We start from the raw sequence: 7,919 nt of genomic DNA on the forward strand, positions 1-7,919 counted from the left end.
CATAACATCTTATTGATTAGTTGTCAACTTCTGCGAAGTTTTTAACTTATTTTAAATCGCTGTGTTTTTCAGCGACCATTTCATCTTATCATTTTAGTAGTAAGAAGTCAATAGTTATTATTCCTTTCAGCAACCTGCCAAAAGCGATGAAGTTTTTCGTTTGTCTTAGTTGGTGCTTATTTATATTAATCCTTTCCCACCATAAAGTCAACACATTTAATGCATTTCCTTATTAAATGATTTAAGCAATTATATAGAGGAATAAACGTGCCTTTCTTACCCTGGCTTCCGCTTAAAACAAATAATCCCCAGCAAAATCATTAATTCCATCCATTTTATTAAATCAAAGACCCATTAACATAGTTCCCTTCAACCTAGTAATGCTTTTGGCTAAACCAATAAAACCTGCCAGTGATGTGTAATGGCATTAACAACCTGAATAGATGAAGGTAAACGTGTAATCAGATGTATAAATCAAATACTGAAAAGTTGATTGTTCATTTCGGATAGATTGCTTTAAAAATAAACCGTTAAACCACGAATCCCATTGTCCAAATATTAAAAAATTTTTTTACAATTTTACTTTCTTGTACTATAATAAATATATTTTAAAAATTTCAGGATAGACTTTTAATCATTATAAAAATAGTTGGGAGAGGGATTTATAAATGATTAATAAAAACACATCTTTGAGGATGCAAAGTATCGTTTTTATTGGCTTTATGGGAGTAGGAAAGACGACGATCGGACAGAAAGTAGCAAGGAAATTATATAGGGACTTTATTGATATAGATCAAGAAATTGAAAAGGAATTCAATATGCCCACTACAGAAATATTCAAGAAGTTTGGAGAAAAAGCTTTTCGCGAAAAAGAAAAAAGTGTGATTGAAAGCCTTAGTCAACAACAATTGAAAATCATTTCAGTTGGAGGCGGGGCATTTTTACAAGAGGATATACGGAATATCTGTTTATCCAATTGCATTGTCTTTTACCTGGACTTATCTTGGGAATACTGGAAAGAGAGAATAGGCTTACTTATTGATAGTAGACCTGTTTTACAAAGCCGGTCCCTTGAGGAAATTGAAGAACTCTTTTACACCAGACAAGAAATATACTCCTATCATCATTCAAAAGTGAATACCAATGATCTTGATGTTGATGAAGTTGCAGACTTCATAGTCGATTCATTGAAAGTTGCCTGGGATATTTATGAACCGCTTAAGTAAGACCAGCTCTTTCATTTAATCGATTTTCCCAATAAAAGAATAATAGAAAAGATGAAAAGGGTACAGCGGCATGGATACCTAACCTCCTGTAAACTAATCACCTTTTTATTTTTCTTTATTAGGAAGACTCTCTAATAATCAGTTCTGGATTCAATATGATTCGCTGTTGATCACGTTCAATTTTCTCCATTTGCTGATACAGGAGATTCGCTGCCTCTTTTCCAATACGTCTAGGGAATGAGGAGATGGTCGTTAGCGGAGGATGATAGATTTCTGCGACTGGAACGTTATCGAACCCAACGATATCTATATCTTTTCCAGGAGTAAATCCTTTCATCATTAATCCTTGCATAACACCGAAAGCAATTAAGTCGCTAAAGCAAAAAATCGCGGTAGGCGGATTAGGATTCTCAAGTACTTTCAATACAGCCTCCAGCCCTCCCTCCCGGGTAGGGGCACTATCTATCACCAGCGATTCATCCACTTCCAATCCCGCTCTTGAAAGAGCTTCACGGTATCCCTCCATTCTCTCGATCCAAGTAGAAGATTCCTTGATGCCACCAAGGAGTGCAATTCTTTTATGTCCCTTTCCAAGGAGATGATCAACAGCCATCCTGGCTCCTTCTGGATAGTCTATGCCTACATAGTCGCTATTCACTCCAGGTAGTTCCCTAACAGCAAGGACCATTGGCGTGTCAATTTCATTTAACCGTTCAATTGTATCTTGTGAGCTTTCAGAGACAGGACAAAGAATCAGGCCTCCCACCCTATGTTCCATCATGGTTGAAAGGAGATGGTCTTGCTTGGCAACCGAGTCGAATGTGGTTCCCAGCAACACTGTATACCCGACCTCATCCAATGCGTCATGAACGCCTATCAGGAATTCAGAAAAAAAGGTGTTTGATATGTCGGTAATAATGATTCCTACAGTATCAGAACTCTGCGACCTTAGGTTGGCTGCGATTCTATCGTATACATAACCCAGTTCATGCATGGATTTTAATACCTTTTTTCGCGTCGCTTCCGATATTCGAGGGTTATTGCGAACGATAAGGGAAGCAGTGGATGTAGAAACCCCAGCATGTTTCGCTACCTCTTGCAGTGTGACCCGCCCTTTTTTGGATTGTTTCATAGTTCATTCACCATCTTGAATGTATTTTTGATGTACTTATTATTATCATGTTCTTACTATAATAATAATATAGTTACTGTCATTATTACACCCTTGCTTTTGGAACATGGGTATACCATCGATTAATACTCACTCCAATACATCTATATCCAATATTCATTAGTCCCAAAAAAAAAAACGCCACCCTAGTTCTAGAAGATGGAGTTTTAAGTAATCCTTCATATTTATTAGCCATGGTTAAATATGGTCTGGTGCTGTGTCAACTTTTTATATCGGTAATAAACAAAAGCTGCAGCCAGGATTCCAATAGTTGCAATAAAGCAATCGAAAAGAAATATATGTGCTATATCCCCGCTCTTAGCAATCAAGCCCGTTGCAATTGGTAAAATGACGCTCGCCAAACTGGAAGCCGTCGCAACGATCCCTGTTACAGTTCCTTTTTTCCTCCAGAAGAGTTCAGTCATTATTGCAATGGTTAATTGAAATATCCCTGCTGTCGAGGCTCCAAGGAAAAAGGAGCTAATACTTAAGACAATGGGTGAATGAATCGTTAATATGATGATTACCGTAAGTAAAGTAATCATTGGATAAAGCAATATCACCGTCACGGGCTTAATCCATTTGTTTAATAAGATGGATAATAGCAGGACGGAAATCAGTGATCCAACACTATAATAGCTCAATAATTTAATTGCACTTGAAGATGGCATCCCTGCGACTTCCTGGCCGAAGCTCGGTAACCAGATTTGCGAAACTGTAAATAACGCAGTTGATGTAAACCCAATTATGATTAGTGCGACTCCTTCGCTCCAAAATTTAGGTTCAGTTATGAACCTGTTACTATGCAAATCCTCCTCATGACTGACAGCATCGGATTTGCTTTTTGGAAAAGAAGCGGACAAAACAAAGAACATATTCAAGAAGTAGACTACAGCCGGTAATAAAAATGCAAACCCGTAAAATAATTCGTTCCTAGTAAGAAACAAGATGATGAATGGAAGGATGGTTGCACCAAGAGAACCAAAAGCCTTAACCATAACACTGGCGGAACCAGCAGATTCAGGAAACATTTCAGTTAGCGCCGGATATGTACCAGCATCCATGGCTGAGTTCGAAATTCCCGCAAGTAAAGCAAATACAAACGCCATTTCATATGTGGGGGAAAATGGAATCCCTAATAAAAAAACTCCCATTATTACCGAAGAGACAATGATCAATGGCTTTCTCCCAAATTTATCTGATAATACTCCCGAGAGACCATACGTGAGTAATCTGCCTATTCCTATTGCTGCAATGAGATAACTGATGCCAGTAGAGTCCGTATCCCATTGTTCTGTTAAAGAGGGCATGTTTGAGGCGAGAATTATATTTACCATCCCTAGCAGGAAATAGTTAATATACATGCCAGATGCCGCTTTAAAATACTGATTTTTCATTATTACACCCCTATAATAAATCACGTTGTGTTTCTCCCCTAGAACGCTTTAATGCAAAATGTAATGACATTAAAGCCTCCCCTTTATGTTATCCATTTAAATGAAAACCACTTTTCAAAAAAAAACGCTAAGAAAAACAAGGGATTTCACTCCCTGCATTTCTTAGCTCTGAGGTATCTGCACTCATTTAATGTAATCAATTAACGATGATGCACATCAAGAATGAAAAAACCTCTATTTGGAGAATAATCTCCAGAGTGGAATCGTATTATTCTGCAAACAATTGCTCTTTGATGTAATCAACAGGCATCTGTTGACCTGTCCATAATTCAAAGGCCAGTGCACCTTGCCAAAGCATCATCCCAAGACCATTAATAGCTGTAGCACCCGCAGCCTCAGCTTGTTCCATTAGTTTTGATTTACGTGGGATGTAAACAACATCTGTTACGATTAAATCAGGACGCAGCATTGATTCGTCTTGAATGACACTTAAGCCATCAAGGGGTTTCATGCCAACGCCAGTTCCATTTGCCAAAATATCACTAGTTGCGATTTCAGCCTTTAATTGTTCAACATTTTCAAGAGGGTATACATTGGCTTTAACATTTAAGTGCTTCATATCTTCATTGATGATTCGTACATTCTCTTCTGCTTGCGGGAAGAAAGCATCATCACGAGCAAAAATGCTGATTTCCGCCACACCTTCCAGCGCAGATTGAATGGCAATTGGAGTAGCAGCTCCGCCAGAACCGATAAGAGTCATTTTCTTTCCTTTAATATCTATACCATGTTCTTTTAGGTTCCGAGTATATCCCATTCCGTCTGTGCTGTGCCCTACGAACTTTCCATCAACATTGACAACTGTATTAACGGCCCCAGAAAATTTAGCACTGTCTGCCAATTCATCTAGATATGGAAGGATCTTCATTTTATTAGGCATGGATACGTTAAATCCTTTTACATTTAATGCACGCATCCCCTTTACTGCATCTTCCAGCTCTTCATTTCCAACCTCAAATGCTAAATAGGCGCAATTCAAGCCTAATTTATCGAAAGCTAAATTATGCATGGCAGGTGATAAAGAATGTCCGATAGGTGTTGCCAGCAATCCTACTAATTCTGTTTTACCATTAATTCGTCCGAGATTTTCCATGTTCTATTCCCCCTGATTTTTTAAGTTTATATAAATTCCTTATTGGAAGGAATTATGAGTTAAATATTTTGATCAATGATCTCCAATACATCTCTTAATTGAGTAACAGGAATTTGTCCTGGGGCAGATGCTTCTTTTCCGGCACCGAATGTACAAGCAGATCCAAACACCGCACCTGATAATCGGCTGACCAGGCCTGTACCCGACATTGACATCGTAATGAATGGGCGATCGGCATACTTTGTTTTCATCGTGTAAGTTGCATCTAATAAAACGAGTAAGTCACCAACCGTTTGGGGCATTACAGCGATTTTTGGAATATGGGCGCCAAATTCCTGCATTTTACGCAATCGGTAAATGATTTCTTCTTTTGCTGGTGTCTTATCGAAATCATGGTTACACATTACTACGTATACGCCATTTTCCTCAGCTACCTTTACAGTCTCCTTCACTGATGATTCCTCAAAAAATAACTCCACATCGACAAGATCAATATTCTTCGTTTTAATTGCTGTATGAAGAAGTTGGAAATAATAAACATCACTGATTTCCTTGTTTCCGCCTTCTTTATGGCTTCTAAAAGTGAAAAGCAGCAAAGTATTGGGAACAGCACTTCTAAGTTTTGAAATCATATCTGAAACGGCTTCTAAGCTTTCGACTTGGTCAAAGACATCTACTCGCCATTCAATGATATCCGGCTGTAGCGCATTTACCGTTTCAACTTCTTTAACAAGTTCTACTTCAGTTGTCCCCATTAGAGGAACGATGATCTTTGGAACCCCTTCTCCGATCGTTACGTCTTTGATCGTGATTGTTTGCATGGATGTTTCCCCCTTTTATCATTATCATCAGTGGGGTTCATGCCCCACTGATGTTCAGCTAAACCGTTTAATTGGGAACCTTAATTACCTTTTTGTATCGATAGGCTACGAATACGGCCAATAAAATACTAACTGCCGCAATTGCCACATCAAATAAGAAGACCGCAGTTAACCCAGCACTCTTAGAAATGATACCTGTAACGAAAGGTATGATGATAAAGGCTGAACTACCTGCAATGTTTACATATGAAGTAATCGTACCTTTATTGGCAGGGAAGAATTCTGTGATTATTGTCATGGCTAATTGGAATACCCCTGCAGTTGAAAGCCCTATGAAGAAAGCGCTCAAAACAGTTATGAATGGTTGCTGGATGTAAATGAGTGACAATAAAGATAATGCTGCAATGACCGGATAGATAATCATGACGGTAATGGGCTTAATTACTTTATTCAATAGAGCAGCTAGTAAAATGACAGAAACAAGGGAGCCAATGCTATAGTAACTAAGCAATTGAACAGCCTTAGCTTGGGTTAGCCCCAATACATCTTGTCCGAAGTTCGGGAGCCAGACTTGAACCAGCATGAATAAAGCAGTTGATGTGAAGCCTAATAGTATGACTGCCAAACCTTCCTGAGCAAACTTCGGTTTTGAGAGGAATTGCTGTTGAACCGGCACAGCTTGTTCATCATTCTGAGTTTGGCTTTGAGCTTTATGATCCGGGAATGAAACCTTAAGCAGGAAAAACCCATTAACAAGATATACAGCAGCCATTAAGAAGAATGTATACCCGTAAAACATATCTCTAGCTATAAAGAACGCCATGATAAATGGAAGAAGTGCGGCCCCGATTGAAACGAACGCTTTTACTAATACGGTAGCGGAACCAGCTTTCTTTTGAAAAGCCTCAATAAGTGCTGGATACGTACCTGCATCCAAAAAAGAATTTGCAATACCAGCACATACAGCAAATATAAATGCCAATGTATAGTTAGGAGCCAAAGGTATGCCTATAAGGAAGATCAGGTAGATAAAAGATGCTGAAACGACAAATGGTTTCCTTCCTAATTTATCCGACAGTCTACCCGCGAAAAACAAGGAAACTAACTTACCGATTCCTATAGCAGAAACCAAGTAACTTATCCCTGAGGCACTTGTGTTTAATTGATCGGACAAATTTTCCATATTTGACCCGATGATAATATTGATCATGCCTAAAATAAAATAGCTAATATATAAACCAGTGGCCATTTTTATAAATGGATTTTTCATGAAACACACCCCTATTAAAAAATTATCGAAATTCAATTTGATTCTTAAGCCTTTCAGAAGTTGCCCCCTTGCCCCATACCATAAATTCAAGAACAAAATTACGTACTAAATAAAACAATAAGTAAACCCGCTTTTAATTAGTACATCGTTCTACTAACTTATCGCATAACTAGTATATCGTTCTACTAATAAGTTATTAGTACATCGTTTTTACCAAATAGTATTGGTATATCGTTCTACTAACCGATTAGGTTATAAATTCAAAAGGTATTGAATTAACACTTATGCTAGATTTAATTAGTTAAATTTATTTAGTATATCGTTCTACTGAATTATTATACTGCGCTAATTTAATTGTGTCAAACTCATGAAGCAGTCCTTAATAACTATAAAGCAATTACTCATACTCATTATTTCTGGATTTCGAAGTGCTCATTTTGGATCTTATTTACCTTAAAAGTAAAGCCATACCTTGGATTCGTTACTGTTCATACAAGATGAAGCATACTTTTATTTGCTGTGACACAAAGTATTTCATCATTTATTAGGGCTTCCTTCTAACCCGAGATTCTCCACTTTTTTAGTTACCAGTTTCTGAATAAATTTCTTTTTAGCTAAAATATATGTACTGCTGCTTATTTAAATACAATTATCCAGTAATTTGCAATCGGATTGAATAACCCATGTCTAAGTATGGCTGGAGAATATCTTACTTTTACCCTTCTCAGGGTGAAATAACAATTTCTCTATAATGGAAAATAACAAGGCTTCATAATTTTCATAAACGCAAAAAAAGACCAGCCGGATGGCGGATCTTTTTAAATGGCTTGGCGGCGTCCTACTCTCACAGGGGGAAACCCCCAACTACCATCGGCGCTGAA

Annotated in this window: 6 protein-coding genes; 1 reads left to right on the forward strand and 5 read right to left on the reverse strand. The window is 37.8% G+C overall.

Features of this window, described 5'->3' with window-relative positions; genetic code table 11:
• Positions 1-668 precede the first annotated feature (668 nt).
• A complete protein-coding gene (locus ACIQZD_RS26035) occupies positions 669-1,226 on the forward strand; it encodes a shikimate kinase (RefSeq protein WP_053533572.1) in 558 nt (185 codons plus the stop codon).
• 118 nt (positions 1,227-1,344) lie between these two features.
• Here ACIQZD_RS26035 and ACIQZD_RS26040 read toward each other — a convergent pair whose 3' ends face one another.
• The 5 genes from ACIQZD_RS26040 to ACIQZD_RS26060 form a co-directional block, all read right to left on the reverse strand.
• A complete protein-coding gene (locus ACIQZD_RS26040; RefSeq protein ID WP_402907753.1) occupies positions 1,345-2,358 on the reverse strand; it encodes a LacI family DNA-binding transcriptional regulator in 1,014 nt (337 codons plus the stop codon).
• A gap of 227 nt (positions 2,359-2,585) precedes the next feature.
• On the reverse strand, positions 2,586-3,794 hold the full coding sequence (locus tag ACIQZD_RS26045) for an MFS transporter (RefSeq protein ID WP_402907755.1): 1,209 nt from the start codon (positions 3,792-3,794) through the stop codon (positions 2,586-2,588).
• A gap of 268 nt (positions 3,795-4,062) precedes the next feature.
• Positions 4,063-4,947 carry a shikimate dehydrogenase gene (locus ACIQZD_RS26050; RefSeq protein WP_101226132.1) on the reverse strand — a complete coding sequence of 295 codons (885 nt, stop codon included), beginning with the start codon at positions 4,945-4,947 and terminating at the stop codon, positions 4,063-4,065.
• A 59-nt stretch (positions 4,948-5,006) separates the two neighbouring features.
• Positions 5,007-5,768: a type I 3-dehydroquinate dehydratase gene (gene aroD / locus ACIQZD_RS26055; protein WP_402907759.1), complete on the reverse strand. Its 762-nt coding sequence runs from the start codon at positions 5,766-5,768 to the stop codon at positions 5,007-5,009.
• Between the two features lie 67 nt (positions 5,769-5,835).
• Positions 5,836-7,038: an MFS transporter gene (locus tag ACIQZD_RS26060; RefSeq protein ID WP_402907762.1), complete on the reverse strand. Its 1,203-nt coding sequence runs from the start codon at positions 7,036-7,038 to the stop codon at positions 5,836-5,838.
• Positions 7,039-7,919: the final 881 nt, after the last annotated feature.

The organism is Peribacillus sp. NPDC096447 (assembly GCF_044762725.1).
GTDB lineage: Bacteria > Bacillota > Bacilli > Bacillales > DSM-1321 > Peribacillus.